We start from the raw sequence: 26,885 nt of genomic DNA, 5'->3' as shown, positions 1-26,885 counted from the left end.
ACCATCAGCACAAATACAACGTATTAACGATGGTGCGTTAAACGATAGTGAATTTAGTGTTTAGCTATATTCCACTTCAACAGTATCGCCTTTCTTGTTCATTTTGGTTGAAGACCAAAGCACTCCACCCATGGCTGCACCAATAATGAGGTAGAACACGCCTAACTGTAGATGAGTCGTGACCCAACTTTCTACTAGATACCCACCCAATAAACCCGCTAAACACATCTGAATTGAACCAGACAATGCCGACACTGCGCCCGCTTGTTTCTTATGAGGTTCTAATAACATGCTGATTGATAGTGGGAACGAAATGCCTTGTGCTATCGCCAACCAAGTAAACGCCCAAACTAAGTTAAAAATGGATAACTCATGAGTAAGAAGCCAAGTTCCCGATGCCAAGATAATCAAAATCGCAAGGCTCATCAGTTGGGGCGTACTAAACCTACGATTGAGTAAGTTTAAAGCGACGCTACCTATCAGTAAGCCTGCCGAAGGAACAATCATCAATGAGCCATATTCAGCGGCGGTCAGCCCCAATTGCTCTTGCATTAAGAATGGAAACAACGACAGCGATACCAAACTCGCCATGTAGCTCATCCAGTTGTAACTGGCACTGGTCAACACTTGGCGATTGGTCAACAAGCGCCCATAGTTCTTCACCACTTGGCAGGCATCAAAGCGGCTCTTTCCGTATGGCAAAGTTTCATGCAGAACAAAGTAACCCAGTGTGAATATCGCTAGTAGATACAATAAAACGAACAGGAACACCGCCTGCCAACCGAGGTGAAATGAAATCCAACCACCGAATACTGGCGCAATGATCGGCATGATCGAAGCTGTGATCGAGATATAAGACAGCGCCTTAGTGAGTTGAGAACCATCATAGCTGTCGCGAAGCACACTTCTCCCAAGAACCGAGGCACTACCCGCCCCTAAACCTTGCAGCAAGCGACCAACTTCTAGCGCCATCATATTGTCAGAAAACACAACACAAACGACAGTACCAATCAAATAAACGCCCTGACCTAACAAGAAAATAGGTCTTCTTCCCACCGCATCGGACATCGGTCCGTAAAATAGCTGAGACAAGCCAAAGCCCACCAGAAACAGCGTCACGAGCAGCTGTACATCTACTTGAGTAGCACTTAAGTCAGAAGCAATTAACGGCAATGCTGGCAAGTAGATGCTCACACCCACCTGCCCCGTAGCAATAATCATCATTGCTAAGAGTAACGGCGTTTTTTTAAAGGTCGATTGGCTCAAAAAATTCCCTATTCGTTTGATATTTGTTCATTAGATGAGTTTACATTCAAAACCAACAATTGATAATTAGCTAAATTGGAATTTTATTAAGTCCTAACAGGAAATAATATGGATTGGATTCTTAACGTAAAAAGCTACGTCAGAGTAGTCGAAGAGGGTAGCTTCAATGGTGCTGCTCGAAAACTGAATACCACCAGCTCGGCGATCAGTAAAAGAGTGAACTGGCTAGAAGAGCGCATCGGCACCCAACTGTTAAAGCGCACCACGCGATCAATTAGCCAAACCGAAGCAGGTGCGCTCTTTTACCTGCGAGCCAAAGATCAGCTCGACAATTGGCAGTCCATAATTGATGAGACACGCTCGGTTAACCAAACCCCAGCAGGCCTGTTAAAGATAGGCGCAACGATAGCGGTTGGCTCTAAGTTTCTCGTGCAATACATGGACGACTTCTTAGAAAAGTATCCGGACATTAAAGTGCAGCTGATCACGACCACGCCAGGGCAATTACCAGAACTTGGCTTAGATCTGGTGATCAGCCGTGAACTGGAACAGCTCAACTCGTTAAGCTTTAAGAAAACACCGCTGTTTGAGCACAAAGCTAGCTTCTATGCTGCGCCAAGCTATTTGGCTAAACATGGTTACCCCACCAGCGAACAGGACTTAGAACAACACAACTCTTTGATTTGGGGAGAGCGGCCTACCCGAGAAGTCACACTCACTAAAGGGCAACGCATCACTCTCAACGGTAACTTTGCGACCACCAACCCTGAGGCTCTATTTCACGCAGCCAAGCAAGGAATGGGCGTACTATTAACCATCAAAGCGATGATCAAAGAGGATCTAAAACAAGGGACATTAGTTCCAGTATTGCCAAATATTACTGCCGACGAAGTGATGGTTTACGCGTACTACCCTAAGCTTGATTACTCGCATACGCGAACCAAGCTCTTTTTGGACCATCTCAAAGATAGGCTAGACAAAGAGCGTGGCACGCAAGCTCTGTGAAATAAGTCACATTTTAATTTGAAAAGTTATACAACACGGCTAATAATTAACTTGGTGCATATGGATTATACAATTTCGCACATAACAAGATAATACGTATACCGCTTACACAGTGAATCTGGTTAACTAGGGGTGGTGGCTATGACTCAACATACGCACAACAGCATGATAGACACAGAGCGCATTGGCCGTTTGCTGAAATTGGAAGGTATCGACCTTTTAGAGTCGGCTGTGCTTACTTTACATCAGACCTTTGATACTCAATACACCAGCATCATTGAAAAGAAGCACTTCCCTGACCAAACCGTTCCTTTGGTGATCGCCCATTCTGACCATGTATTGCATGACAAAATCAATGCGCGCCATGGTCATATCTATCAACAAGCCGTCAATCAAAGACACCCAGATTGCTCGTTTGCTCAGTACGTCGTCCAGTCATTGCCGACATCGGCATTTAGGCAGGAAATCACCTCACAAAACTCCATCGCGATCCCGACTCGAACTCAAAGTGGCGAAGTGATGGGCGTGCTGTTTTCAACGTTCACCTCGCCTCTTAGCCCTGATCAGCAACAAGACGTGATAAAGCACCATCAATTGTTCGCCGACATCATCATCCACACCTTGCGTGAAATGTGGTTTAACGATCGTTCCGAACAACTTGTAAATCAGCTTAGTTATGAGGTGTCACACGACAGCCTAACCGGGTTACTCAACCGAAGCTGTCTATCAGATACCTTAGAGTCGATTACTCAACAGAGCGTCACTCCGTTTACATTGGCTTTACTCGATATCAATAGCTTCAAAGCCATTAATGACATGCACGGCAATTATATTGGCGATAAAGTACTTCAATTTGTCGCAGAAACCTTGCGTCGAACCTTACCCGAAAGCAACCTGACTTTCCGGACTGCAGGCAACGAGTTCGCCTTCATTACTTACCTCTCTGACCCGATAGCGGTGTGCGAGCAGATACTGGCAAAAATTAAGCAAGGCTATAGCAGCGTTGATATTAAGATAGATTTGGAACTCAGCATTGGAATTGCCAGTTCGGACGGAGACAACAAAGACGTTGAACAGATCATATTCAACACTAGCTTGGCGCTGAAAGAGTGTAAACACAGCCAAGATACTCATATTCAATGTTATGACACCCACTTGAGATCTCGCTACCAAAGAAAAACCGAGCTAATTGCCGCGCTGCGAAATGAACTCGAAAACCCGATATCACAAAGCTATATCCCAGATAGCAATGGAATGTACGTAGTTGTACAACCCATTGTGGGTCAAGGTGAGACGCAATGGGAATATTTCGAGGTGCTGACTCGCTGGAAGACCGCCAGACACGGTGACATATCGCCTGTGGAGTTCATTCAAGTGGCTGAAGAGTCTGGGCTGATTGTCGAGCTAGGTGAGCGTATTATTGAGTTAGTGTGCCGCGCTAAAACCACTTTAGAACAAGGCTTAGGTTACAAGGTTAAGCTTGGAATAAACTGTTCTGCTCATGAGCTTACCGACTCGAAACGCTATATTTCCTATCTCACACGAACCATTGAACAGCATCACTTTAAAGCTGATGAGTTTGTTATTGAGTTAACCGAAACGGTGCTGTTATCTCCAACCCAAGAGACAAAATCGGCACTTAACTTTTTGAGAGGGCAAGGCTTCACTATTGCGCTCGATGATTTCGGTACGGGTTACTCCAGTTTGAACTACATCCACAGCTACCCCATCGACTGCATTAAAATTGATGCCACCTTTATCCGTAATTTGCTGACCAACTCAACCTCAGAAAGCGTTGTTTGGCTGATTATCCAGCTTGCTCACAGACTCGATGTGTCTTTGGTTGCGGAAGGCGTAGAGAAGCGTGAGCAATTAGAAAAGCTGCACGCAATGGGATGTGACAAGATACAAGGATACCTCTACTCACCACCCATGCGACCTGAAGCTATCGTCAGCTATGTTACTCATTCTGAGCCTTTGGCTTAAACCGCTATCCTTGAATTGACCTAGGATCAAAAAAACCGCGAGGTCATGACTCTACTCGGAGTGATGCTCTCGCGGTTCTAATTATGCTTGATGAATAACAACCTTATTCAGGGTTATCTCAAAGAGTCTAACTAGCTGTTATTAGATTGGGCTTCTAAAGCGACCTTTAATAGCTTATCAGCCTCATCTCTTGCTGCTACAAACGTCGCTTTTTCCTTTTTAGGCACAGAATCTGCCATCGGGATATTTGCTGTCATTGCATTCACAGGACGACCACGTTCAATCAGTTCGTAGTGCAAGTGTGCGCCTGTCACTCGGCCAGTTTTGCCAGACAAACCAATACGCTGTCCACGAGATACCGTTTGTCCTTTACGAACCAGAATCTTACTCAAATGTAGGTAACGTGTTTTGTATGTGCTGCCGTGTTGAATGACCACGTAGTTACCCGCATATGGGTGCTTACGCGTCATAATCACTTTACCATCACCCGTTGCTTGAACCGGCGTACCAACTGGCGTCGCGAAATCTGTACCGTTGTGCGGTGAAATGCGGCCAGTCACAGGGTGTAAGCGCTTAGGGTTAAACTGAGAACTTTGGCGCCAGCTACTGCTCACAGGGTAACGTTGGAAAGCTCGTTGTAAGCTATCGCCATTGGCATCGTAATATTGACCATCAGTGTGCAAGTACGCTGATACAACGCGGTTACGATTCATGATCTTAATTGCTTCAATTTCACGTTTTCCGGTTGCAACACCATCAACATATTGCGCTTTTTGAAGCACTTCAAACTGATCGCCAGCGCGCAGATCTCGGCTAAAGTTCAGCTTGTCTTTAAGAAGAGTCACAATATGGTCAATCTCAAGACTGCTCAGGCCAACCTTGTTCGCCGACATAGAGAAGCTGCCTTGAATATCACCGACTAAAGGTTTTTGCTTCCATTCACCCGGAATAGAGATGTCTTCGAATTCGTAGCTGCCGTCATCAAGCAGTCGATAAACCACTTTGTCTGCGACGCTAAATTGAAGTTCCATTTTAGAAAGGTCGCCGGTCGCTTCATCACGCCAAAAGCGTAATGTATTACCAGGGCGAAGCGTATCTAAAGCAAGGAAGTTCAAATCGGTTTCCATCACGCTCATCATCGATTTATAAGAAAATCCAAGTTGCGTGAAGATACTACTCAAGTTATCGCCAGATTGAATTTGATACTCAAATGTCGGTGGCTCAATAACGGTAACAGAAGATGGTGACAGAATTGACTCAATAACGGTTGAGTCTGGTAGATCAAGCTCGATCGTTTTCGTCAGATTTGATTGCGAAGATTGCAGAGCAACCCCAATCGCTGCAATAAGTGGCAGTCCTAAAATAGCTACTTTTTTTACAGGTGAAAGCTCGGCAAACGGAGAGGAAAATATTTTTGAATACACGGTAAACAGGTCTTTCTACGATATAAAGGCATAGGATATGCTTTTCAAACGCATAAATCATCAATGCATTGTCATAATATGATGTGAATCTGCCCAACTTAGCCTAAGTCATTGAGTTGCCGTAGATGAAGAGCCACTAGATAAGAAATAAAATTAACCGCTAAATTTAAAAATAAAAAAGCAGAAACGGCTAGCTTCTGCTTTCTATTGGTTGACGTTATTCCGTTTCGAATAATTAATAAACGAAGCGAATTAGTCGCTGGTTTTAAGAAAAGATTATGCGTTTACCGTCGACACTAAGCAGTTGTCTTCACCAAACTCATTTGGGATGTAACGGTCAGCGTTCGCATCGTTCACCCATTGTTGGTCATCAACTAGGTAGCGGAATTGAAACTCGCCATCTTTAGGTAGGCGAGTTTTAAACTTGTAAACCTTCCCTTTGGCTAGTTTTTTCATTGGGGTAGCTTTCCAATCAAGAAAGTCAGCAACGATGGATACAGAGTTCGCTTCCTGAGCTTCTAGCTCGAAGGTCACTTCAACTTCATCTTTCGTCTTAAAAAAACGTTTATTAATCATTCGCAAGCTCCATTTGTAAAAATAAGCGGACACAAAGCTAAGTGTGTCTAAATTTCATTCATCTAACTAAGATAATATGTAATTTGGCTCACATAAACAACAGATCCTTACATTCACGCAAACGTTATTGCTTACCAATTGATTGCGTATCAAAAGAAAAACTCATTAACACCTTTTCAGAAGGGGGTTCTGCAAATGATTGTTCCGCAGAATGCTGAGTAAAGCCGATAAAACCTTCCCCAGTGAGTTTATTCTGTGATTGCGAATCTGGCTGCTGAGCGACCTCCAATGTTTGAATTCGTATACGATCGCCCAGAAAAAGTTGGTCGACTAACACCACACGGCTTCGTTGCTGGTCATGTTTAAACAGGCCTAGATAATAGAAAACACCGCTGCCTTGGTTAGATATCCACATCGGCGCGACAAAGAAACTCGCCTTGCCCAGCGTAGCGGCTGAAAGATTATTGGTGTCTACCGTTACCACGCCGCGCTCAACACCTGAGTCATAGCGTCCAAACGCGATGGCTCTAGGCTCATCAACTTCATTAATAAACGCGTAGGCGTTAGTTTCAGGAACTTTAATTGTCCATGGGTTGGTCGCCTTCAAATCAAAAACGGTTTCTACGACTGGGTCATAACTCACTTGAGAAGAAGGAAACTTCGCCAAGATCTCTTCATCACTTAAGCTAAAGCGATAAACACCCGCCACTATCACCACAACCAGCATGACAATTGGAATCAGTAGAATCAGAGGAATAGGTAAGATTTTCTTTTTCATGGGCAATTATATTCTTTTGTTTTCATCCAGTTGTGCAGACCATAAAGGGCTTTAGTATAATTATCAATACAGGCTTAACCAGAAGTGGAGCATGGATGGATATCAATCATATTAAAGATAGAAATATCAGAAGTTGCGAATGCCGCTGTGGAGCAGTCAATCTAGTATGCCGAGGCGAACCTCAACGTACCTCTGTCTGCCATTGCTATGAGTGTCAGAAACGCACCGGAAGTGTGTTCGGCGTTCAGGCACGGTTCCCAATAGAACAAGTCACACTCAGCGGTGAAGTGACCTCTTTCTCACGCATCAGCGATACGGGTAATGAAGTCACCTATCAGTTTTGCCCCAAGTGTGGCACCACCATGCTTTTGCAGTCGGTTGCCGCCGCCGATTTTTATATCGTCCCGCTCGGATTATTTAAAGAGCAAGACTTCCCACTACCAAGCTTTTCGGTTTATGAAGAACGCAAGCACGGTTGGGTTAAGTTCGACCACCAAATGAGCCATTACAACTAGTTCGTCATTGAGCGTTATCTTTATCTCGTTATTGACCGTTATCTTTATAGATCAACAGTATTAAAACAAACTGCAATACTGTTGCCTAAGATCAAATATCAACGCTCCACAGCGCTAGCGTATCTTTTCTCTAGCGTTATAATCTTGCTCCTCTATTTAACCCAGGGTGAACCACATGATTTCTATGCTACCTCGCTGGGTTGAATACGGCGCCTTACTGTTAGCAGCCCTTGCTGGCAGTGTTAATGCTATCGGCTTACTTGGCTTCCAACATCAAGCTATCTCCCATATCTCCGGCACCATGTCTTTGCTAGGCAGTAGTCTGCTTACACCGACCTCGGCTTCTGTTCACCTCCTATTGGTGATCATGAGCTTCATGTTAGGTGCGGCGTTCAGCGGGTTCTTTATTGAAAACCAAGCATTGAAGTTAGGACGCCGTTACGGTGTTGCGCTATGTATTGAGGGTGGATTGCTGTTTTTGGCGCTGTGGACACTGTTGCAAGGCTATACTTCAGGTCAGTATTTCGCTTCAGCCGCGTGTGGTTTGCAGAACGCGATGATCACCACTTACAGCGGGGCGATCATTCGAACAACACACATGAGCGGGATCATTACCGATCTTGGGATCATGATTGGCGCTCGCTTAAAGGGGATGCCTTTTGACCGCCGTAAAGCCAAACTGCTAATGTTCATTGTGGTTGGCTTCCTGTTTGGCGGCTTAATTGGCGCTTGTCTGTTCCAACGCTTCGAAATCTTAGCATTGGCTTTCCCAGCTTCTTTCGCCTTCATTATTGCGTTTAGCTACTGGTTATACTTGACCTATCGAACTGAAACCCCAGTCAATTCATAAATATCTGGCAATATAACCTCAAACTACGTAACATCCGCAACACTTTATTCTAAACTCTTAATACGTTGCAGAATAACCAGCATGAATATTTAGCGATATTTGATGAATAGTATTGCAAGCGATATTAATACTGGGTAATCTTGCACCCAATGAGAAAATACGGACGTTTAGTGAATAAAAATGCCAAGGATGTGGCTTTTTTACGTGTAGAAATTCGAGAACAATAACATGTCTAACAACACGAATACTGCTCAAACAGAGAAATCTAAAGGCAGTTTCTGGGTTTTCTTAATCCCATCATTGATTGGTTTATTCCTTTTCATGGCGCCAATCAGCTATCAAGGTGATCTAACCATCCCTGTAGCTATCTTAGCCAAATCAATTCAAGCGGTTTTCGGTGAATATCTAGTCCCTATCATCACTGCGATCGTTGCTTTCATGTCTGTAGCTTCAGTTTTAAGCACCATTTTTAAGCCTACAATCATTACATCAAATTCATTTTTAAACGGCCTTTTCAACCCATCTCCACTATGGTTGTTGGTTCGTTTAATTGGTGGTGCTGCAGCCGTTATGGCTTTCTTCCAAGTTGGCCCTGAGGTTATTTGGGAAGAAAATACTGGTGGCCTGGTTCTAGAAGGCCTGCTTCCGACACTGTTCTCAGTATTCATCTTTGCTGGTTTGCTACTTCCGCTTCTACTTAACTTTGGTCTACTAGAGCTGTTTGGCACGCTACTAAGTAAAATCATGCGTCCAATCTTCAACCTACCAGGCCGCAGTGCTATTGACTGTATGGCTTCTTGGTTGGGTGACGGCAGCGTTGGTATCCTGCTTACAAGCAAACAGTACGAGAAGAAATTCTACACTCAGCGTGAAGCTGCGGTTGTTGGTACGACTTTCTCAGCAGTATCTATCACATTCAGTCTTGTGGTTATTGCTCAGGTAGAACTAGAGCACCTGTTCCTACCTTTCTACGCAGCAATCTGTTTAGCGGGTATTGTGGCAGCGGTGATCATCCCTCGCCTTCCACCACTAAGCATGAAGAAAGATACTTTCATTGATGGCAGCAAGCCGCACAAAGACGCTGACGCGATCCCAGCAGGTCACTCAACGTTCTCTTGGGGTCTTGAGCTAGCGGTAAATAAAGCATCTCAAGTAAAGTCGGCTAAATCTGTATTTGGCGAAGGCGTTCGTAACGCCGTAGATATGGTATTTGGCGTACTGCCTGTTGTTATGGGTTTAGGTACAATGGCACTGGTTATTGCGGAATACACGTCTGTGTTCTCAATCCTAGGTCAGCCTTTCATTCCATTCCTAGAGCTACTTGGTGTTCCTGAAGCGGTTGCAGCATCTGAAACGATTGTTGTTGGTTTTGCGGACATGTTTATCCCAGCAATCCTTGCGGCTTCTATCGACAACGAGATGACTCGCTTTGTTATTGCAGCAATGTCGGTAACTCAGCTGATCTACATGTCTGAGGTGGGTGCTCTACTTCTAGGCAGTAAGATTCCAGTGAACATCTTAGAACTGTTTATTATCTTTATTCTACGTACGTTAATTACACTTCCAGTTATCGCTGGTGTAGCGCATCTAATATTCTAAATTAGATACTACTTATATAATTCAATAAAGATTCAGTTTATAAAGCCTCACTTTTGTGGGGCTTTTTTTGTACGGAATATATTCACGCATCAATTTCAAAGCCCTTAAATATATAAAACTGGCATATCATTTGATTTCATATCGTTTATTCACCCCACCTCTTGTTAATAGAAAACTGAACACATAACCAACAAATTAATACATTCTTAATTCTTCCTTAAACTCCGTCCAGTCCCATTCCCCAAATCATTGAACCAAATACTAAAAGTAACAAATATGTGATTTAGTGAATTTTGTATTGTTTAGGTTGTTGTATTTTTGTAGTCTATTTTGTGAATTTACATTCAAGTAATTTTCAATCTAGTCGATATATATAATTACAAAAACACGATTAACTTTAGTCTTCGCAAAGCCTGTGAGAAGGGGAAAACTCAATGAAATTTAGCCATAAGGTGGTTGCTGCATCATCAGCCTTGCTGCTAGTGACAGTATCATTGCTTTCAATACAACAACTTTACACCGTAAGAAGTGCTGTAGAAAACCACGTCAATGCGAGCCTGAAAGAAATGGTCTCTGGCGTTAAAAATACCGTCGAATCAGAGATGAACGCCAAGAAGGCGCTGGCTCAATCGACGACTGAAGTCATCGAGATCAACCCTGAAGATCGCGCTTACGTAAAAGAAATATTAGAAAAACCAAAGCTTAAAAACAGCTTCCTAGCGGTTGGTTTTGGTTATGAAGCCAACGGTTTCGTTATTGAAAATGATGACGGTTGGGATGCAGGGCCAGATTACGACCCACGAATCCGTCCTTGGTACATTGATGCTAAATCCAAAAACAGTTTAGTTGTGACCGCTCCTTATGTGGATGCATCAAGCAAAAAAGTCATCATCTCAGTGGGTACACCCGTTAAAGACAACGGTCGTTTCACTGCGGGTATGTTCTATGACCTAGAATTGACGAACCTCGCTACCTTGGTAAACCAAGTGAACTTGTTTGATGCGGGTTACCTATTCCTAGTAACAGCCGACGGCACCACGATTGCTCACCCAAATGCGAAAAACAATGGCGAATTGCTTTCAAGCTACATGCCTCAAGCGACTATTCGTGAAGGCTCTCAAGAAATTGAAGTCGACGGCAAAATGTTCTTAGTTAACTTCACCCACATCCCAAGTGAAGATTGGTACATTGGTGTCATCCTTGATGAAGAGATCGCTTTTCAAACCGTTGAAGAATTGAAGAACAGCTCGATGATCTATTCATTGATTGCAGTGATTCTTAGCATCATCGCACTGACTGTTCTGATTCGTGTATTAATGCGTCCACTGGATGCGCTTAACCAAGCAATTCAAGACGTAGCAAGCGGACAAGGTGACTTAACTAAGCGTCTAGATACCAATACCGACCAAGAGTTTTCTGACCTAGCGAAAGGCTTCAACACCTTTACTGAAAACCTGAAAAATCAGATCATTCAATCGAAAGCGATTGGTGTTGAGATTAAACGTGGCACTGAAATCACAGTGAAAGGTGCGGGCGAATCAGCGAACGCAATGAATACCCAGTTGCAAGAGCTTGAACAGTTAGCAACAGCAATGAACGAGATGGCGGTTACCGCAACAGAAGTCGCAAACAACGCTCAAGGTGCAGCAGCTGCTGCTCGTGAAGCAGACGAAGCAACACTAGACGGTACTTCTGTAGTTAGTGATACTACTCAAGCGATTGATAACCTATCTGAGCGCATCGACCAAGCCGTTGCTGAAGTACAAGTACTTGAATCAGCAACAGCCAACATCGAAACGATTCTAAAAGTAATCAACGATATTGCAGACCAAACCAACCTACTGGCATTGAATGCAGCTATTGAAGCGGCGCGTGCTGGTGAGTCAGGCCGTGGTTTCGCAGTCGTTGCCGATGAAGTTCGCACTCTGGCGCAACGTACTCAAGAATCGACTACTGAAATCCGCAACATGATTGAACAGCTCCAAGCGGGTGCAAGCTCAGTATCGAACGCGATGAACCAAAGTAAAGACACAGCCACTGACGCCGTTGAACGCGCTCAGCAAGCTAACTCTTCACTTGACCGTATCCGTGACGCGATTCAACGCATCTCAGATATGAACATCCAGATTGCTTCAGCGGCAGAAGAGCAGAGCTTGGTAGCGGAAGAGATCAATAACAACACTGTTAAGATCAAAGACCTTTCAACACAAGTATCAACAGCGGCCCAAGAAGCGAATACCGCAATGCAGCAGCAAACTGACAATGTTCGCCAACAAGACGAGCTATTGAATAAGTTTACGGTTTAACCAAGGTTTGGCTCAGTTGCCGTTTGGCTGAGTCGCCATTTGGTTTAGTTACCGAGCAATAGCTTAAAATAAAAAGCCCCGATTACTGATTGCCAGTAAGCGGGGCTTCTCTTTCTAGTCTATCCAAGTTAACTCGTGACAGGCTTCAATTCATTCGTCGTTAACATCATGCATTGGTTCGATTCCACCTTGATGGTTAAATCCTTACCAACACATTCAAACACATCATCCGACAGTAAATCGGTTACCGCACCAGTCCAATTTAACGAGGCGGTTTTGCTGCGTTTCGACTTGTTGATCACCACAATGCCTTTGTCACCGCGGACAAATACCAACAAATCATCATTCGCTTCAACTACACACATCGCTTCGCCATGAACATGATTATGGAATTGAATCATGCTTTTCATGTAAGGCGCTTGCCAGTCGTTAAGCCAACGAGGCTGGCCATTCTGATCCAAAATACCGCTCGTGCTTAATTCACTGTAAACTAGTGGTACACCGCCATCGCGACCAAGAATGAAGGCATGAGCCAATCGCTCGTCCACTTCATCCATCACATGCTCCAAAAACACCTCGTTATTGGGAATATCATGAGTGACCGCAAACGTGATCGCTCGCATATTCGACAGAGCCTGACCAAAACAGTAAGGGTTGATCAGAGACTTAAAGCTGCCCTGCTCTTCAAAGGCCTTGAAAATGGTATTGAACAGAGGGAAATCGTACGCACCTAAACGCGTGTGTTTCAGATATGGCTCAAGGAATAGCTCATACTCTTCTTCCGTCGCACCGCCATCGGTAATGATCTCGCCAAAGATGTGCATTTCTTCACAGATATCATCAGTCCATACCTTGCGCAGGTGTGACAGTGTCATGTGTTTTGCAGCATCAATGCGGAAACCTTTCACACCAATCGCTTTCAAGGCTTTTAGATACGCTCGTTGTTGTGCAACCACATTGTCGTTGTCTAACAGCGTTGGCAAACCAGGATCGCTGGCTCCGCCAGTAATACGCCCATTCTGCACTTCCCAAGTGTCTTTCCAGTTTTTGATACCAAACGCTTCCACAAAGTCGTTTTCATCAAATAAAGGCTTAGAAAGGTCACCAAACAAACGTATGGATTCATAATAATCAGCATCTTTTTGATAAGACGCCATGTCTTGCTGATTGGGATACGTCAGATCACCGCGGATACCAGATTCGTTGGCCATGTGGTTAAAAACAACATCTACATAGGTACGAAGCCCATGTTGCTTTAACGTGTTCACCATCGCTGTGAAGTCTTGCGTGTCACCAAGTTGATTATCGATCACACGATAATCTTGTGGTTGATAGCGCTGCCACCATTGGGTACCAGAATCTCGGTCGCAACCTTTAGGGCCGCGCAGCGATTTCATCGCCGGTGATACTAAAACAGATTTATAACCCAACTCTTGGATCAGTGGGGCGTTCTTCATTACGTCAGCGTAGCACCAGTCAAAGGCATGCAATATGACATCTGTCGCTGGGTTGCTTAACATAGCTGAACTCTCCATGTTGTTCTCCTACCAAACTCGTTTACAGCTTTTTAGAAAAGGCAAAGGCTAAAAGGCAAAGCTGCATAAATTTCCTCAAGAATGGCATTTATTATATGAGTTACTCATTAAAAACCCTCCTCCTCCTACCAATTACTCACGGTGGATAGTTGAGGGCGTAGCACCAATTATCGCATAACGTCTGGGATGAACACTCAACCGTAGTACTTTAAAACGCGCAAAAAAGTCACAAAAAAGGAGCGTATATACGCTCCTTTTATTCCATCTAACACATATCTTACACTAGGTTCTGTAAAGAACCTTAACTACATGCCAACCGAATTTTGTTTTCACAAGGTGGGGTACAAGCGTCTCGCCAGAGAAACAAACCTTATCAAACTGAGGCACCATTTGACCTTTTTTGAACTCGCCTAGGTCGCCGCCCTTTTTACCAGATGGACAGGTTGAATGTTTCTTCGCTAGCGTTTGAAATTTAGCGCCCTTTTTAAGCTGCGTCATGATGTCTTCTGCTAGTTCTTTATGCTTCACCAAAATATGAAGCGCTGCTGCTGTTCTTGCCATGATAATTCTCAGTTTGTTGCTGCCAGTTTACTTACGACGATTGCTTAGAACATCGCGAATGAACTGACTGTTGTAAATCTGTTTGCCGCTAACGGCTTATCGACATAAATTCATCGACAGCCAGCGTTTAGCGTGATTTTAACCCAAGAACCGCTATTCTTCACTCTATAACCGAAAACAACTGCATTAAAGGCTATTAAAAACCGCATCGCGACTTGCTGCGGCTTCCATTTCCCTTTAAATTAATCCTTATAAATTAAGCGCGTATTAAGTAGGAGCCACTTATGGCCAAACCGATCAGTAAAGCGAGTCAGTCACAGGGAATGTTGATGTTCAAGTTATCCCTCACTCAAAGTTTTGCGATTGGCACGCTTAAGGTCAGAGAAATCGTCCCTTTTCAGCCGATGACTCAGATCCCCTACTCCCATCATCACGTGATTGGTACAGTGACTATCCGCGACCTTACGGTTCCAGTGATTGATATGTCCGCTGCGATTGGCTTCCGTCCGATAACACCCGCGGAATACCAAGATTGTGTACTCATCGTTACTGACTGTTTGAGAACGGTTGTGGCGTTCTTGGTTCGTTCGATTGATAAAATCATTGAATGCGACTGGAAGAGCATTGAATCTCCACCCACCAGTGTGGGTCGCAATGTGTTTGTTACCGGTATTACACGTTTCGAAGACCGTATTGTGCAAATGCTCGACGTGGAACTGCTGCTTTCTAAGATCTACCCAGCTTATGAAAATGCGCACATTCCGATGCTGACCGATGTAGAAAGGGAACGCCTCAAAGCGTTGAACATCTTATTGGTGGATGACTCTTTGATTGCGCGTAAACAGTTATCAGATGCCTTAGACAGCATCAACATCCCTTACAGCATTTGTAATAACGGTTTGGATGCGATTGACCTAATGCGACGCCAAGCTAGCGTGGGCAAAGCGATTGACCTTCTTGTCAGTGACATTGAAATGCCAGGATTAGATGGTTATGAGCTTGCATTTGAAGTGCAAAACGACAGCGCTTTAAGTCACGCTTACTGTATTTTGCATACCTCACTATCCAGTGAGATCTGTGTCGACCGTGCTAATCAGGTAGGGGCACATGAAGCGCTTGAGAAGTTCAACGCGGGTGAATTAATCGAAGCTATGCTACGCGGTGCAAAAGTCTTAAACGGCGCCTCTACGGCTGCTTAGGCTCTGTTTAGAAGCTAAACCTAGCATAGTGCTCAATGGTTTAGCTTCTTAGTCTCTTCTTTCTTCAAATCTTAATAAGAATAGAGCTAACCGTTAGTCTTTGTTATCTGGCATAGACTTTTTCGGCATAGAATAGCTCTTACTCACAAATTCCACTTCCTCGACTTCATTGACATGATTGGTAAAAGAGGCCAATGCATAGAGAGTGTTCGCGACTAGGTTGGCGTATTTAAAAAGAATCGGGTCTGGCGACTTTTTGCTTTCATGATGTTCAATACTCACCAAAGCTCGCACGACCTTTTTAGCCTGACAACGACACAAGTGAAGTTCACTAGACACTCGGTGCCCACCGGGTAAGACAAAACCTTTAAAACCACCTTCTAGCTGCTCTCGGATACGATGATAGTCTTGCTTGAGCTCGACCAATTCAGACTCGGTGATGGCAAGCTTACCGCGCACAGAGCCATTCAAATGGTAGATGTTTGGCTGCAAGCGTTGCAGGATCTCACGAACCTGAGGCTCTAGCTCTAAAGACAACACCAATCCAACTCGGCAACAAAGTTCATCCGACAAAATCTCAAAATCACAGATAGGACTGTCTTCATAGATAAACGGATAACAAAACTCGTCCCAATCTCGACTTACTGGTTTCACGTACCGATCCTTACACATAAATAGTCATCAAACGCCAATATACCAAACTCTTTGATTTAGACATAAAAAAGCCCTCACATTGGAGGGCTCCTGAAGAAATCGGTTAAACGAGATTACTCGTTAGATACTTTTTTGTGGCCTTCTTGTAGATGAACGAAATCCACCAGATCATCGCCTGACACTTGGTATGCCTGACCAAAGCCTTTAACGAACAGGCCGTTCTCTGCTTTAAGGTTGAACAGAGAGAAGTCTTGAAGTTGGCTTAAACCATCAATGATTTCACCAAAACGCTCTTGCATCTGGCCGATCACTTGAGTCCAAAGTTCCGTTTCACGCTCCACAACACTTGCTTGAGCATCAAACGTTAAACGCTTACGTGCGTAAAGCTGCTTCGAGCTCTCTTCGTCTTCAATCATCATCAAAGAGACCTGAGGGTTCGCTTTCAAGTTACGAGCATGACGAGCAATATCAGAAATTAGAACAAAGTAACCTTCTTGGTTCTGAACGAAAGGTGCGTAACTTACGTTCGGGCGACCTTCTTCATCAACCGTTGCAAGTTGAAGGGTACGGCGCTCTTGGCGAAACTCTTTGATTTCTGGACCTAGGCGACCTTGTAGACGTTCTTGTTTTACTTGCTGTTCCATGGGTAATTCCTTTCTTCACTTTCTCTGATTTATTATTTTTGCCCGAGGTTGAGCGAACATTAGCGAACTAAACGATCCTCGAACATTGATGTCTTGTTTAAGCCAGTTGGCAACCCTATGTAAGATTGCTGCTGATTGTTTACTGTAAATTGAACTTAAGCTTGTTCCTTTAGCGCTTTGAAGCGTTCTACTTGGTCGGCAATAAGCTCACGCTTTTCGTTGCGGCCTAGGTAAATCTTAAAAATGTTCTCGCCGGTTTCACTGAAGAAGCCGAAGTAATGACTTTCACGACCCATGAACGCCTTGCTCACCAAACCGATATGTTTAACGTTGTCCAGTTTTAGGTGGCCATGAAGCTCGCCCTCTTTACCCATCAGGTTGTAGTAACCACGCGCTACTTTACCTTTCGGGAATGGTGCTTTTACTTCAAAGATAGAACCAAATGAATGCACGATAGTGGTCACAGGGCCCCAACCCACTAAACCTTCTAGAATCTCTTGAGCACGGCTGCCATCGAGCATTACCGCCATGTCGTTTGGAAAAGCAGCAACCACTTCAACCTCTGAAACACCTAGCTTCTCAGCAATTGCTGTTGGCAGTAGTTTTGGTTCTTCTTCTAAAATTAGAGCTACGCGCTGTTCTAGAGTTTCTGTCATTTCTAATGTTGTATCTGTCATTGAATATGTTCCGTATAAACGAGTAAGTTATAAACTAAAAATTCGATATTAAGCGTGCTTCAAACTTGCATGCGGGTGTACGCCCGAACCTGACGCTTTAGGCGCTGGATGCATAGCTTGGTATTCAGCGTTAAGCACTTGAATTACACTCTGCGCTAGGCTTACCGCCCAAAAGCTGCCAGCAATAGTCAGGATCAGATAATCTTCCGAAAGCTCAACTAAACCGTTCTTTTCCCAATGCGCGAACAAAGGCTTAAGGTAGTCAAACGTGTCTTGTCCCATAAAGCTCGGTAGCGTACTTCTTCTAACAACACCAGAATCGAAACCTGCCTTTGATGTTGAGAAGATAGACTCTAATGAGCTTTGTTTCGTCATCATGGCAATCGGCAACTGACCTTGCTTTATAGACTCCATGTAGCTGTCTAAAGTTCGATGCTGCATCACACCATGACCGCCTATGTTGCCACCAGCGCCACAACCAATGGGTAGAACTTCGGCATAAGTTTTCGCTAAGCTGTTGTAAATGCTGCGTTCGCGGTTATCACGTGTCCAGTGGTTTACGCTGAGTTGCTTGACCTTATTTTTTGCCATGAACTCCACACCCGCCAAATACATGCTCGCCTTGTCTGGCGTATTCGCAGGCGGTGGGATTTTTCCTTTCTCAACAAGATTAAGCATAGGTGCATTGCCCGCAACAATCAGTTGGTAGAGGTCAATGCCGTGTGCGCCAGTAGACATGTAGTCTTCTAAATCTTGTTGGAACACTTCCATAGATTGGTGTGGTAATCCGTATAACAGATCAAGAACGATTGGCGCTTGTTCTGTACGGCTCAGTGAACTGATACGTTCTAGCACAACCTCTCGGTCATCTAGGCGCTTAGCACTGCGTCGAACTTGAGTATTGAAACTTTGAATACCGAATGAGAAACGATTGAAGCCACCTTCAAGCGCACGATCAAACATCTCGTCACCAAATCGATTGATGCGCCCTTCCAATGTCATCTCAACATCGTTTGCTAGTGGGAAATATTGACGAATCGCTTTACCCAGCTGCTCAACTTGTTGAGGCGACAAATCGGTGGGTGTTCCGCCACCAATATAGACAGCGTGAAATAGTCCAGACTGAGCCCAAGGCGTTTTGGCTTTCTGCTTTAGCTCGACCATCAGTGCATCGAAATACTCATCCACTAATTTACGGCTTGCGGCATTTTGGAAGAAATTGCAGAACGTACAACGCACACGACAGAAAGGAATGTGGATATACAAGCAACGCTTATCCTGTTTTTTCCCTTCACTCAACATCAATTCGTCAAAGAGTTCTAACTTCTTACTGGGGTCGACCGGAATTGAGCTTCCTCCGGCGTGTGCAGAATGCTTTTTCGCAAACGCAAAACGAAGCGGATCAGGGCTAGAAATGCCCAAGATTGATTCGTCAAATTTATAAATATTAAGACTCATATAATCTCTCTAAACACTTACATAGCAAAGTCTGGAAGACTATTCGCTAAAAACTGAGAGAATCATAAATACACGTAAATGATAATGCAATTGATAATTGATCTTATTTAGATTCTGGGCAATAATCCGATACAGAATTTTGATTTGGTAAAGGATTGATTGTGAACGTTCCTAGATATGTTATTGCAGGCGGTGCATCGTTAGTGATTCATGCAGCGTTGTTGTTTGTCGCTCAAGAATCCAAAGTATTTGCGATGCCTGCAGGTAGCCAATCGAACACGGTATCGATCAACTTCACTCCTAAGAGCGCTCCTTCACAAGCTCAGCAAAAAACAGTCACAGAGCCAGTTGAGCCTGAGCCAATAAAAGAAACCGTCTCACAAGCCGAACCTAAATCAGTCGAACCAAAAACGGTTGAGCCAAAGCAAGCTAAGCCAACTCCAAAGAAAAAAGCGATCACCAATAAGCCTCAACCAAAGAAAGTTGAGAAAAAAGTGATTGAGCAAAAGGTTGTCGAGAAGAAGCCGGTTCAAAAGAAACCAGTAACTGAGAAAAAGGTGGTTAAGAAAGAACGCCCAAAACCAGCCACTCAACCAGAGAAACTGGCCGACAAGAAAGTCGATAAGAATATGGACGAGTCTGCCAACCAGCCTCAGGAAGTAAATCAAGGCGTATCAAACCAAGAGCCAGTTTTGGTCACTAAACCTTCGTTCTCTGCGCGTCCTACCCCACCGAATTACCCTCGCCAAGCAAGACGTCGTGGCGTTGAAGGTGTCGCGACTTATGAGATCTGGTTAGACGCTGAAGGCAAACAAATTAAACAAGCATTAGTAAATTCATCAGGCGCACTAATGCTCGATAACGCCGCATTAGATGCCATTAAACAATGGAAATTCTCACCTCACACTGTCAATGGTCGAGCTATTGCTCACCGAGTACAAATACCTGTTCGTTTTAGGTTGGATTAATCATGCAACAAATCAGTTACTTACAAGATCAACTTGGCTTAATGACTTGGCCTCTTCTTATCTGTTCGGCATTAACAGCAATGATCATCGCTGAACGTGTCTTCCAAGTCATGCTCAGCATTGGTGTGGGCAAACGTGCCATTCGTCGCGAGTTAAACCAAATCTCACCAACCAACAGTAAAGAGATTGAAGCGCTTGCTCAGTCGATTTCAGGTAAACGCCCGCTACTGTACAAGGGCGTGTCAATGTTGCTTGCTCACCACTCTTTCTCAAAAGGGTTACGTGAAGATGCTGCTGGGATCTGGCTACAAGAAAAACGCCACCAACTTCATGCAGGTTTAAGGCTGCTTGGTTTGATCGGCGTGATCAGCCCACTCATCGGCTTGCTTGGTACGGTACTTGGTCTTATTGAGATGTTTAAAGGCGTTGCCGCGACAACAGGCAGCATCACGCCCAATGATTTGGCAGACGGTCTTGGATTAGCAATGCGAACCACAGCTGCGGGTTTGATGATTGCGCTTCCAGCTATTTCAGGTGCTCAGCTACTCGGGTTATGGGCCGATCGAGTGCTTGCTCAGCTAGAACATACTCTAAACTATGTGAATGTGTGGCTAGAAGGCATGTCGATTCAAACCAATCAGTCTGATGATACTCAAGGTAAGCCTCTCAACAAAACCTCTATCGGTGATGTGAGCCAAGCATGATTAAAACGCCCTACTCATCGAACACACAGAGCCTGGCTCCTGACTTAACACCGCTGCTCGACATCATTTTTATCGTGATGGTTTTTCTATTGCTTACGGCATCGGTAAAGCTGGAGTCACTGGAAGTTGAGCTGCCAAGCTCGGATGTCAAAAACGTTTCTGAAGTCCACAAGGATTCGATTAGCGTCAATATTTTAGACCGCGAACCCTACTGGGCAATTAACGGCCAAGAATACATCGACTGGGAAAACTTCAAGATTGCCCTGTTAGAAGAGACTGGCTCAACGGATAAAAAGCCGATCATCATTGGCGCGGACAAAGCCGCCAACGTTGAAAACCTAGTGAAGTTGCTGTCATTCCTTCAAGAAAACGGAATACCAGCGACTCAACTGCTCACGGACGATGGTTAGAGCGACACTCAATTTTCACGAGGTTTGGCTTCTGGTTGATAAGACTAAACAAGCAGAACTAAGCCTCTCTATCGATTCGAACTCACAATGCGAACGGACTGCTCACTGAGTATCTTCGCGATACAAAAAGAAAATATAAAGAACTTATTATGAACAACTTAAACGTGCTCAATAAATTAAAGACCAAGACACCTCTTCTTTCATTGGCAGCAATCAGCCTGGCACTTAGCGCCCCCGCAATGGCCAACGACGCTGAACAACCTCGAATCATCAGTGCCGGTAGTGCTGTTACTGAATTGGTTTTGGCATTAGGTGCTGAAGAGCAGCTAGTCGCGATTGATGTGACCAGCCACTTTCCTCAAGCAGAAAACCTGCCAAAGATTGGTTATCACCGAAACCTGTCTGCGGAAGGCTTACTTGCCCTAGAACCGACCACGTTGATTGGCTCAGATGAAATGGGTCCAGACAACGCGATTTCTCAATTGAAGTCGGCGGGTGTCGATGTAGAAATCGTCAACACTGAAGCAAACGTTGAAGGGCTATTAAAACGTATCGACCAAATCGCCAAGATTACCCATACCGAAGCACACTCACAGCAAGTTAAAGCTGAAGTAAATCAGAAGATTGCTGCACTGAAAGCGAACCAAGTACCAAGTAACGAAGCGAAGAAAGTACTTTTCCTATTGCTGCATGAAGGCCGTCCTGCGAACGTTGCTGGCGGTGAAACTTCGCCAAATGCAATCATCGAGTTAGCTGGCGGTATCAACCCTGCAGCTCAAAGCCTAACGTCTTACAAGCCACTGTCGATGGAATCACTGGTAGAAATGCAGCCAGATGTGATTTTAGTCAGCGGTCGTAGCTACCAAAAGATGGGCGGTGCTGATGCCATCCTGAAATCGCTACCTATGTTAGCGGCAACGCCTGCAGGCATGAACAAGCAAATCATTACCGTAAATGGCAGTGCTTTGGTTGGCGGACTTGGCCTTGAAAGCCTTTCTGAAGCGAAACGATTAAACGCTCTTATCTACCGCTATAACTTATCTACCGCTATAACTTATCTACCGCTATAATTCGACTACCCATTTCTACTGTTGCTTGCTTAATGCTCATCACCGTCTCATTTTTTGCGAAGTCGGTGATAAGTATTGAAGTTGGTGATAGACATTGAGGCCCTTTATGTTGTTACGAACCGTCCCGCTGAAAACATCGATGTTAGGCCTAGGTGCTACCCTAGTCTTCGTCGCACTGTTTTCAATCACCGTTGGGCCAATGAACATTAGCTTAGCGGACAGCGCAGCGAGCTTACTCCAGCCAAACAATGATTTAGCCCCCCACATCAACTTAGTGATTCAAGAGATTCGCTTACCCCGAACGATATTATGCATGCTAATCGGCGCGATTCTCGCTTTATGTGGCGCGGTCATGCAGGGCTTGTTTCGAAACCCGCTTGCTGAACCTGGAATCATTGGTGTGTCTGCTGGTGCGGCGCTAGGTGCAGCTCTGGCCATCGTGCTTTTTTCTGAGCTATCGCTTCAATACCCTGCTTTCATGAACTTTGCTGCGGTTCCTGTGTTCGCTTTTCTTGGTGGCGCTTTAACCACCCTGTTGGTGTATAAACTGGGCACGGGCAAATTCGGCACCTCTGTCACCATAATGTTGTTGGCAGGTGTGGCGATCAGTGCGCTCTCTGGCGCAGGTATCGGCTTCTTGAATTTCATTGCTGATGACCAAATGCTGCGCGATCTTTCATTGTGGTCGATGGGTTCATTGGCGGGCGCTAAGTGGTCAGGAATTTTGCTGGCAGCTGTCACGCTCGTTGGCTTGTTTGTTGTTTTCTACCGCCAAGCGATGTCTCTAAATGCTCTATTACTGGGCGAGTCAGAAGCGCAACACCTTGGTATCCCAGTACAAAAGCTTAAACGAAAGCTGATTCTACTGACGGCTGCAGGTGTTGGTATAACGGTTAGCCTGTCTGGCATGATTGGTTTTATTGGTTTGGTTATCCCGCATTTAGGTCGTATGTTAGCAGGCCCTGACCACCGAGTTCTGTTGCCACTATCAGCGGTACTAGGCGCACTGCTGCTAACCGCCGCAGACATGTTCTCACGCGTGGTACTTGCTCCGGCTGAACTTCCTGTTGGTATTGTCACTGCGATTATCGGCGCTCCATTCTTCTTGTATCTACTATTTCAACAGAAAGGGAGAATCCTTTAATGTTTCCTTCAGCTTTAAAAGCGACCGATATCGAAGTGAAGTTCGGCAGTAAAGTGATATTAGATGGCGTTTCTATTGAGATTGACGCGGGAAAGGTAACCACACTGCTTGGGCCAAATGGCGCAGGTAAAAGCACGCTGCTTAAAGCTTTGTGCCAAGAGATATCAAGCAACGGCGATATCCAGTATTTTGGACACAGTAAAGACAAGTGGCCTTCTCAAAAGTTAGCTAAGCACCTTGCTATGCTTCCTCAACACAGCACATTGACCTTCCCATTCTTGGCACATGAAGTTGTCGAGCTTGGTGGAATTCCTCTGCAAGAATCCAACAAGAAGCTGACCAGCATTGCTAGCAAAAAAATGGATGTTGCTGATGTGACTCACTTGAGTGAAAGGCTTTATCCTTCGCTATCGGGCGGTGAAAAGCAGCGAGTGCACTTGGCTCGAGTGTTAACTCAGCTTCACCACTCTGGTGACCAATGTATTTTGATGCTTGATGAACCAACGTCTGCACTGGATCTTGCCCACCAACACAACACCTTAAAGATTGCGAGAGAATTGGCCGACAACCACAATGCCGCGGTTATCGTAGTTTTGCATGATCTCAACTTAGCCGCGCAGTATTCCGATCGATTAGTGGTATTGAAAGATGGCAATTTGGTGTGTGATGGCAAGCCTTGGGATGCGCTGAAACCTTCGATGATAGAAGATGTGTATGGTTACAAAAGTATCGTAGAAAAACACCCGACCATGAGCTTCCCTCAGGTTCACCCCGCGCAATAAGTCCGATTAAGGAGCGACTCGTTTTGAGTATTCGTTCTTGATAACAATGACGTAATCCTAAGCCTCGATTTGTTCGGGGCTTTTTTATTGGCTCACAGCTACTCTCTCGGCTTAAACTCAATTTTATTAATAACGATGGCAGCAAACACCAAAACGCCTCACCTTGAACGTTTGAGGCTCTAGAAATGCACACTACCCTTTAGAGTTACTTAGCTTTTAACACTAGAGAGGGAAACAAGGCTTGAACGTAAGCATATAAAAAGAAGAGAAATAACTTCATTCAGCATCAATAAACAAGACAGCGACATCGGTGTGGGATTTAGAGAAAAACGCACAAGAAGTGAAACGGCAGGCACAAAAAAAGCCCCCGCAGGAGCTTCTTTTATTGAGTGCTGATTATTGGCTCATACGAATCAATGATTTACCAATCAACCACTCTAGTTCTTTACCGCTAGTATCGCCAAACTGAGTTTCAGTCAGCTTGTATAGACGATCAATACCGTTTGCAGCGAACTCATGCGCGCTCTCAGCAGTAACGATATGATGGAAAAGTAAACGTAAGATTGCTAGGAACTCAGCGTCTTCAAGTGCTGCAACCCAGCTAGCTGAAAATGCGTCAAGGCCATTTTCGAAGTCAATGTGTTCCATGAACATCTTGAAAATACGACCGTCTAGAGCAGCAGTAAAATCCGTTTTCTTTGGAAAGTGATGACTTATACCTGTACGAGAAACACCAGTTTGTTGACTCAACGTCGTGTATGACATCTTGTCGTAACCCAATCTTAGTAGCTGGTCTACAACGGCATCCATGATTTTCTGGATCGTGATTTCTGTATCTTCTTTACTACGCTTTGGCATATTCAGGCTCTTCTCTTTGTAAATCCATCTAACTCAATCAAATGAAGTCAGAATGAAAATCGTTATCAGCATTATGTGAGCAAGGTATTTTTTCGCAAGTATTTATAACTAAATTCACACAAATACTATGTACGAACAATTTTACAGTGATGCCTCTTTGGACACTTTGTCTAATTATTCTTCGAAAATCACCTTACAATCCTAAGTCGATAAGTTTAAATAACTACTTAGAATATGAAATACCCAACGAAAAATTTATTGTATAAATACCTATCAAGCGATAGATAGTCTTATAAAATCATTTCTGGCGCAACTAAGTGAATGATATTCTGACATATTAATAACATTCCTTTTAAACAAAACGTGAGGTAAATCACACACATATTTGGCGGCGCGAATGTAGATATTCATTAAACACCTTAACAAACAACATAGCATACCAGTATAAATTAGTTCAAAGGTTTTAATTTTTGTAGATACAGTTCAAATTGCTCGTTAGAATAACCTCAGACTTTGTAAGAGGATTATTTATGAGCCAAGATATTGGTAACAACGATGTATGTGAGGCTTGCGGCTGTGCAGGCGAAATCGGGTTCATCATTAAAGAAGGCGACGATGTTGCTGAAGTAACGGTTTACGGAAACTCAAAAGCACTGATTGAAGCTGAGTTTGCTAAGTATGTTGAACTTGCTAAACAAGTGTCTAGCAACGTTGAGTTCGAAGCATCAGAGATGACTGAAGAAAGCACAGAGTTGCGCGCTCGCTTTAAATTTGAAGTTAGCGCTGAGAAGATTATTTTTGAACTTAAGACTCGCTCTCTAGCGCGTTAATATAAGCATTTATATTCTTATTAAAAGACGAGTGAATTACTCGTCTTTTTTTAATTGAACCCAAGCCAGTGACCCATTTTGCTCAAAATCATTTTCTGCAGCGCACTGAATCACTACGCCCCCCACCTCTAACACTGCCCCAATACTATAAGCCTTGTCATCATAATAACAAACTCGTTGCTGTTGACTGCCTTGTGTCACCACTACCGCAGCTTTACCGGGCGTTGAAATTACTTTATTGGCACTCGCAGACATTGAGCCAAACACTGAAGCGGCTATCAGAAAGACCTTAACAATTAGTATATTTACTCTAATCATTGATTTACCTATCATCTTTGCTCCATTCCTCGTTAATCTACCGCCAAATGGGTAAAACACTATGCGAGATTAATTTTTCCATTATAGTGTAAACGTCTATCGTAATAAGAAGCTTGTTATGCTCAGAATAATTGCACTTATTATTGGTTCCTTAACCATAACAAATGTCAGTGCTGAACCACTCGATCACTATCAAATATTGAACCATCTCGATAATTACGGAAACTTATATCTAAGAAATAAGCCTTATACATCACTTCCAACTGGCTTGGTGGTAGATGGTAATCTCAATATAGAGAACACTGCGATCACACGCCTACCCAAAGGGTTAGAAGTGAACGGCAGCCTAAAAGGCTCTAACAGCCAACTCGCTCAAGTCCCGAGCGGGGTTAAGATAAAAGGTTACGTCGACTTAATTGGCAGCCAAATCACCAGTTGGCCAAGAGGTGTAAGAGTGGGCGGCTTTATTAACCTCACCGATACTCCACTGGAAAGGCTACCGAATGGCTTTAGAGTGAAAGGCGATCTGAGCGTGATCCGCACTCCTTTAACCGAGCTACCCAACGGGATCGTGGTTGATGGTAACTTATATATAGGCGGTTCTGGGATTACAACATTCCCCGAGACCATGACAGTCAAAGGCAACATCTATCTGGGCGGCAACACCGTAACCACATGGCCAACCAATCTAGAGCTCGGTGGCGCAGTCGCTCGCTAATTCAGGCTAAAGCTCTATTGCTCTAATACGTAAATGCTCGATCGCAGCAG

At 44.3% G+C, this 26,885-nt stretch carries 27 protein-coding genes; 15 read left to right on the top strand and 12 right to left on the bottom strand.

Annotation, left to right across the window (positions count from 1 at the left end; all coding sequences use genetic code 11):
• Positions 1–60: 60 nt before the first annotated feature.
• Positions 61–1,266, bottom strand: coding sequence for a multidrug effflux MFS transporter (locus OCV19_RS24585; protein ID WP_065676793.1), 1,206 nt, complete (start codon positions 1,264–1,266; stop codon positions 61–63).
• Positions 1,267–1,374: 108 nt separating this feature from the next.
• On the opposite strand from OCV19_RS24585, the gene OCV19_RS24580 reads away from it, so the two are divergent.
• Positions 1,375–2,271, top strand: coding sequence for a LysR family transcriptional regulator (locus OCV19_RS24580; protein WP_065676792.1), 897 nt, complete (start codon positions 1,375–1,377; stop codon positions 2,269–2,271).
• Between the two features lie 141 nt (positions 2,272–2,412).
• A complete protein-coding gene (locus tag OCV19_RS24575; RefSeq protein WP_065676791.1) occupies positions 2,413–4,257 on the top strand; it encodes a putative bifunctional diguanylate cyclase/phosphodiesterase in 1,845 nt (614 codons plus the stop codon).
• Positions 4,258–4,388: 131 nt separating this feature from the next.
• On the opposite strand, the gene OCV19_RS24570 is transcribed toward OCV19_RS24575, so the two are convergent.
• The 3 genes from OCV19_RS24570 to OCV19_RS24560 form a co-directional block, all read right to left on the bottom strand.
• Positions 4,389–5,681, bottom strand: a complete 1,293-nt coding sequence (locus tag OCV19_RS24570) for a peptidoglycan DD-metalloendopeptidase family protein (protein ID WP_050650911.1) — start codon at positions 5,679–5,681, stop codon at positions 4,389–4,391.
• Positions 5,682–5,957: 276 nt separating this feature from the next.
• Positions 5,958–6,257 (bottom strand): isoamylase early set domain-containing protein, encoded by a 300-nt coding sequence (locus OCV19_RS24565; protein WP_009845720.1) that lies wholly within the window; start codon positions 6,255–6,257, stop codon positions 5,958–5,960.
• 124 nt (positions 6,258–6,381) lie between these two features.
• Positions 6,382–7,035, bottom strand: coding sequence for a hypothetical protein (locus tag OCV19_RS24560; protein WP_065676790.1), 654 nt, complete (start codon positions 7,033–7,035; stop codon positions 6,382–6,384).
• 32 nt (positions 7,036–7,067) lie between these two features.
• On the opposite strand from OCV19_RS24560, the gene OCV19_RS24555 reads away from it, so the two are divergent.
• The 4 genes from OCV19_RS24555 (at position 7,068) to OCV19_RS24540 (ending at position 12,305) form a co-directional block, all read left to right on the top strand.
• A complete protein-coding gene (locus OCV19_RS24555; RefSeq protein WP_170926836.1) occupies positions 7,068–7,550 on the top strand; it encodes a GFA family protein in 483 nt (160 codons plus the stop codon).
• A gap of 175 nt (positions 7,551–7,725) precedes the next feature.
• Entirely contained in the window at positions 7,726–8,400 is a 675-nt protein-coding gene (locus OCV19_RS24550) for a YoaK family protein (RefSeq protein WP_065676789.1), read from the top strand.
• A 228-nt stretch (positions 8,401–8,628) separates the two neighbouring features.
• Positions 8,629–9,999 (top strand): YjiH family protein, encoded by a 1,371-nt coding sequence (locus OCV19_RS24545; RefSeq protein WP_065676788.1) that lies wholly within the window; start codon positions 8,629–8,631, stop codon positions 9,997–9,999.
• A 434-nt stretch (positions 10,000–10,433) separates the two neighbouring features.
• Positions 10,434–12,305 (top strand): methyl-accepting chemotaxis protein, encoded by a 1,872-nt coding sequence (locus OCV19_RS24540; RefSeq protein WP_065676787.1) that lies wholly within the window; start codon positions 10,434–10,436, stop codon positions 12,303–12,305.
• Between the two features lie 128 nt (positions 12,306–12,433).
• Here the strand turns inward: OCV19_RS24540 and OCV19_RS24535 are convergent, their stop codons facing one another.
• Both OCV19_RS24535 and ppiC read right to left on the bottom strand, forming a co-directional pair.
• Complete coding sequence (locus tag OCV19_RS24535; RefSeq protein WP_065676786.1) at positions 12,434–13,840, bottom strand: alpha-amylase family glycosyl hydrolase; 1,407 nt, start codon at positions 13,838–13,840, stop codon at positions 12,434–12,436.
• 282 nt (positions 13,841–14,122) lie between these two features.
• Positions 14,123–14,404, bottom strand: a complete 282-nt coding sequence (gene ppiC, locus OCV19_RS24530; protein ID WP_258185064.1) for a peptidylprolyl isomerase PpiC — start codon at positions 14,402–14,404, stop codon at positions 14,123–14,125.
• 281 nt (positions 14,405–14,685) lie between these two features.
• Between ppiC and OCV19_RS24525 the strand changes: the two genes are divergently transcribed.
• Positions 14,686–15,600, top strand: a complete 915-nt coding sequence (locus OCV19_RS24525) for a chemotaxis protein (protein WP_065676785.1) — start codon at positions 14,686–14,688, stop codon at positions 15,598–15,600.
• 93 nt (positions 15,601–15,693) lie between these two features.
• Here OCV19_RS24525 and OCV19_RS24520 read toward each other — a convergent pair whose 3' ends face one another.
• The 4 genes from OCV19_RS24520 to hutW all read right to left on the bottom strand — a co-directional run bounded on the left by OCV19_RS24520 (position 15,694) and on the right by hutW (position 19,033).
• Entirely contained in the window at positions 15,694–16,254 is a 561-nt protein-coding gene (locus OCV19_RS24520) for an ATP:cob(I)alamin adenosyltransferase (RefSeq protein WP_065676784.1), read from the bottom strand.
• Between the two features lie 113 nt (positions 16,255–16,367).
• Positions 16,368–16,898, bottom strand: a complete 531-nt coding sequence (gene hutZ, locus OCV19_RS24515; RefSeq protein WP_004731858.1) for a heme utilization protein HutZ — start codon at positions 16,896–16,898, stop codon at positions 16,368–16,370.
• A 155-nt stretch (positions 16,899–17,053) separates the two neighbouring features.
• Positions 17,054–17,575: a heme utilization cystosolic carrier protein HutX gene (gene hutX, locus OCV19_RS24510; protein ID WP_016784265.1), complete on the bottom strand. Its 522-nt coding sequence runs from the start codon at positions 17,573–17,575 to the stop codon at positions 17,054–17,056.
• 48 nt (positions 17,576–17,623) lie between these two features.
• Positions 17,624–19,033, bottom strand: a complete 1,410-nt coding sequence (hutW, locus tag OCV19_RS24505; protein ID WP_065676783.1) for a heme anaerobic degradation radical SAM methyltransferase ChuW/HutW — start codon at positions 19,031–19,033, stop codon at positions 17,624–17,626.
• 161 nt (positions 19,034–19,194) lie between these two features.
• Between hutW and OCV19_RS24500 the strand changes: the two genes are divergently transcribed.
• From OCV19_RS24500 to OCV19_RS24475, 6 genes are all read left to right on the top strand, one after another.
• Positions 19,195–20,001, top strand: a complete 807-nt coding sequence (locus tag OCV19_RS24500; RefSeq protein WP_065676782.1) for an energy transducer TonB — start codon at positions 19,195–19,197, stop codon at positions 19,999–20,001.
• A gap of 2 nt (positions 20,002–20,003) precedes the next feature.
• Positions 20,004–20,705 carry a MotA/TolQ/ExbB proton channel family protein gene (locus OCV19_RS24495; RefSeq protein WP_065676781.1) on the top strand — a complete coding sequence of 234 codons (702 nt, stop codon included), beginning with the start codon at positions 20,004–20,006 and terminating at the stop codon, positions 20,703–20,705.
• Entirely contained in the window at positions 20,702–21,115 is a 414-nt protein-coding gene (locus OCV19_RS24490; protein ID WP_065676780.1) for an ExbD/TolR family protein, read from the top strand. Before OCV19_RS24495 ends, OCV19_RS24490 begins: the two co-directional genes overlap by 4 nt.
• A gap of 149 nt (positions 21,116–21,264) precedes the next feature.
• Positions 21,265–22,185 (top strand): heme/hemin ABC transporter substrate-binding protein, encoded by a 921-nt coding sequence (locus tag OCV19_RS24485; RefSeq protein WP_065676779.1) that lies wholly within the window; start codon positions 21,265–21,267, stop codon positions 22,183–22,185.
• 106 nt (positions 22,186–22,291) lie between these two features.
• The gene (locus OCV19_RS24480; protein WP_065676778.1) at positions 22,292–23,329 is read left to right on the top strand and encodes a FecCD family ABC transporter permease; all 1,038 of its coding nucleotides are present in this window, start codon (positions 22,292–22,294) and stop codon (positions 23,327–23,329) included.
• Positions 23,329–24,111: a heme ABC transporter ATP-binding protein gene (locus OCV19_RS24475; RefSeq protein WP_065676777.1), complete on the top strand. Its 783-nt coding sequence runs from the start codon at positions 23,329–23,331 to the stop codon at positions 24,109–24,111. Before OCV19_RS24480 ends, OCV19_RS24475 begins: the two co-directional genes overlap by 1 nt.
• Positions 24,112–24,507: 396 nt before the next feature.
• Here the strand turns inward: OCV19_RS24475 and OCV19_RS24470 are convergent, their stop codons facing one another.
• Entirely contained in the window at positions 24,508–24,969 is a 462-nt protein-coding gene (locus OCV19_RS24470; RefSeq protein ID WP_004731875.1) for a TetR/AcrR family transcriptional regulator, read from the bottom strand.
• 530 nt (positions 24,970–25,499) lie between these two features.
• Here OCV19_RS24470 and OCV19_RS24465 point away from each other — a divergent pair.
• Positions 25,500–25,799, top strand: coding sequence for a YfcZ/YiiS family protein (locus tag OCV19_RS24465; RefSeq protein ID WP_065676776.1), 300 nt, complete (start codon positions 25,500–25,502; stop codon positions 25,797–25,799).
• A gap of 36 nt (positions 25,800–25,835) precedes the next feature.
• On the opposite strand, the gene OCV19_RS24460 is transcribed toward OCV19_RS24465, so the two are convergent.
• The gene (locus OCV19_RS24460) at positions 25,836–26,132 is read right to left on the bottom strand and encodes a YnjH family protein (RefSeq protein WP_065676775.1); all 297 of its coding nucleotides are present in this window, start codon (positions 26,130–26,132) and stop codon (positions 25,836–25,838) included.
• Positions 26,133–26,235: 103 nt separating this feature from the next.
• On the opposite strand from OCV19_RS24460, the gene OCV19_RS24455 reads away from it, so the two are divergent.
• Positions 26,236–26,835, top strand: a complete 600-nt coding sequence (locus OCV19_RS24455) for a hypothetical protein (protein WP_065676774.1) — start codon at positions 26,236–26,238, stop codon at positions 26,833–26,835.
• The last annotated feature ends 50 nt before the right edge of the window (positions 26,836–26,885 follow it).

Source organism: Vibrio celticus, from assembly GCF_024347335.1.
Lineage (GTDB): Bacteria > Pseudomonadota > Gammaproteobacteria > Enterobacterales > Vibrionaceae > Vibrio > Vibrio celticus.
The sequence above is the reverse complement of the archived record's forward strand: the minus strand, read 5'-3'. Positions and strand labels throughout refer to the sequence as shown.